The organism is Fructobacillus tropaeoli, from assembly GCF_001047135.2.
GTDB classification, from domain to species: domain Bacteria; phylum Bacillota; class Bacilli; order Lactobacillales; family Lactobacillaceae; genus Fructobacillus; species Fructobacillus tropaeoli.
This window is the reverse complement of sequence record NZ_DF968109.1, coordinates 1-1,908: the sequence shown is the minus strand read 5'-3', so window position 1 is coordinate 1,908 and position 1,908 is coordinate 1. Positions and strand designations below refer to the sequence as shown.

The following is a 1,908-nucleotide window of genomic DNA, read 5'->3' as shown; positions in this document are numbered from 1 at the left end:
ACTGGCGGTGCACAGACACAAGATGGTAAGACCAACGTGACCTCAACACCAACCGTTACTGGCGGTGCACAGACACAAGATGGTGGTCAAGCAAAGGCTGAAGTTCAACAGCAGTCAGCGTCAAAGGCACAGCCACAAAACAGTGGTGTTAAGGTTCTTGAAACGAAAAATGACGTGACACCTGACAACACTTGGAGCCCAAAGCAGACAACGCCTTTAGATAGCTCGGTACCAACAAAATCAAGTTATAGTCTGCCACGAACTGGACAAAAAATGCTTAATGAACACGGTGTTGAAGTGGTCAGCTTGGCAGCCCTTGGTGCATCATTGGCCGCTGGATTAACTTATACTGCACGAAAAAAGAAAGAGGTTTCATAAAAAAAACAAAAAAACAATTTGCCAATCTATTAAAAGTCTCCTAACGGGGGCTTTTTTGTTTTGTTAAAAATAATAGCAATCAATCAAATTATTCCGATTCCAAGGACCAATACACATATTTTTCTAATACACATAATTTTTATGAGAGTAAATCAAACCTATCAACGACAAATGCAGACTTTGGTATAATCATTTGTTGACAGTGAATAAAATATTTACTTAATCATACTTAATTTTTAGGAAGATGGAGAACAATCTGAATGGGACAGAAAAATTTGAAAATGGATCAACGTATTCAAATTGAAAAAATGATACAGGAAGGAAAGTCGCTCAGTGAGATTTCTACCACCTTGGGCTACTCAAGAGCCACTATAACCAAAGAAGTCCAGCGAGCCACACAACATCTAACCGGTGGGCGTAAAATCACGACCAACAAGTCCAAAAACTTATATAAAGCCGTGACAGCACAATCTTACGCAGACCAGAAACGAATTAGCCGGATCCAGAAAAGGCACCAGCTACATCGTGACCGCAGTCTTAAAGTTCGGCAAAACCGCGATACTTGAAAACCTTGATGCAGGTCGTTACAATAAACGCATAAGGTTTTGTTCCATTCACAGTTACCGGCTAAAGTAAATGTATGTGACTGGATTATTTTATTTAAAAGAGGTCTCGTTCGAGGCTTTTTTTGTTGCCTATTAATAAAAGTCCTTCCCCAAAGCCGCCCACGTTCAAGAAAAGGCAAGGGGATTTTTTAGAATGACTTCCTACTTTGCTATAATTTTTCTGTATGTAATCGTGAAAACAGGTTTTTTGCCGTTAAATAACAGGAGAAGGATGATGGGACAAAAACATTTACAATTGGCACAACGAGTTCAAATTGAAACGCTACTAAAAGAGGGCCATAATTTAAGTTTCATTGCTAAGAACATTGGTTACTCAAGAGAGACCGTTACCAAAGAAATTCAACGGACAACGTTACATGCTACAATGGACAAAAAAAGTAAGTACACATATATCAAGGCGTATGTACAGAGCCATCGAGGGACAGACGCTAGCTGACCAAAAGCAACGGAACAAAAAGAAGTTCCCAGTTAAGCTAACGGCCAGACGAGAACAGCTCATCAAAGAATACATAATCCACCACAAGTGGTCACCCGAACAGATTGCAAAGGGGCCGTTACGAGCTGGTGTGTCCTTTAAAACCATCTACAACTGGGTGAATCATAAAAGAATCAAAGGTCTCGATTACTGGGCCTTGCGAGATAAAGGCAAGCGGCAACGGTACCATAAGCGAGCGTTAAATTGGAGCGAACGAAAAAGTCTTTATCTGAAAAAAGAAGATCAGAAACGAGCCACACACCAGTATTCCATTGAGTTTCGTCCGAGTGTCATTGAAAACCGTCACCGTTTTGGTCATTGGGAACTCGACGGTGTGGAGTCACGTCAATCCAGTCATTTATTGTTGACTTTTGTAGAACGCTTTAGTCGCTATGCGGTCTCAATGGTTATTAAGGATAAGTCCGCTTA

The 1,908-nt window shown here is 40.7% G+C and carries 2 protein-coding genes and 1 pseudogene; all 3 read left to right on the top strand.

What is annotated here, in order from left to right; genetic code table 11:
• The coding region (locus AOQ32_RS08735; protein WP_158531895.1) for a hypothetical protein at positions 1-378 on the top strand (378 nt) is incomplete at its 5' end.
• A 260-nt stretch (positions 379-638) separates the two neighbouring features.
• Positions 639-944, top strand: a complete 306-nt coding sequence (locus tag AOQ32_RS08045; RefSeq protein ID WP_059394370.1) for a helix-turn-helix domain-containing protein — start codon at positions 639-641, stop codon at positions 942-944.
• A 274-nt stretch (positions 945-1,218) separates the two neighbouring features.
• Positions 1,219-1,908 (top strand): annotated as a pseudogene (locus AOQ32_RS08035) (IS30 family transposase); the annotation flags it as partial.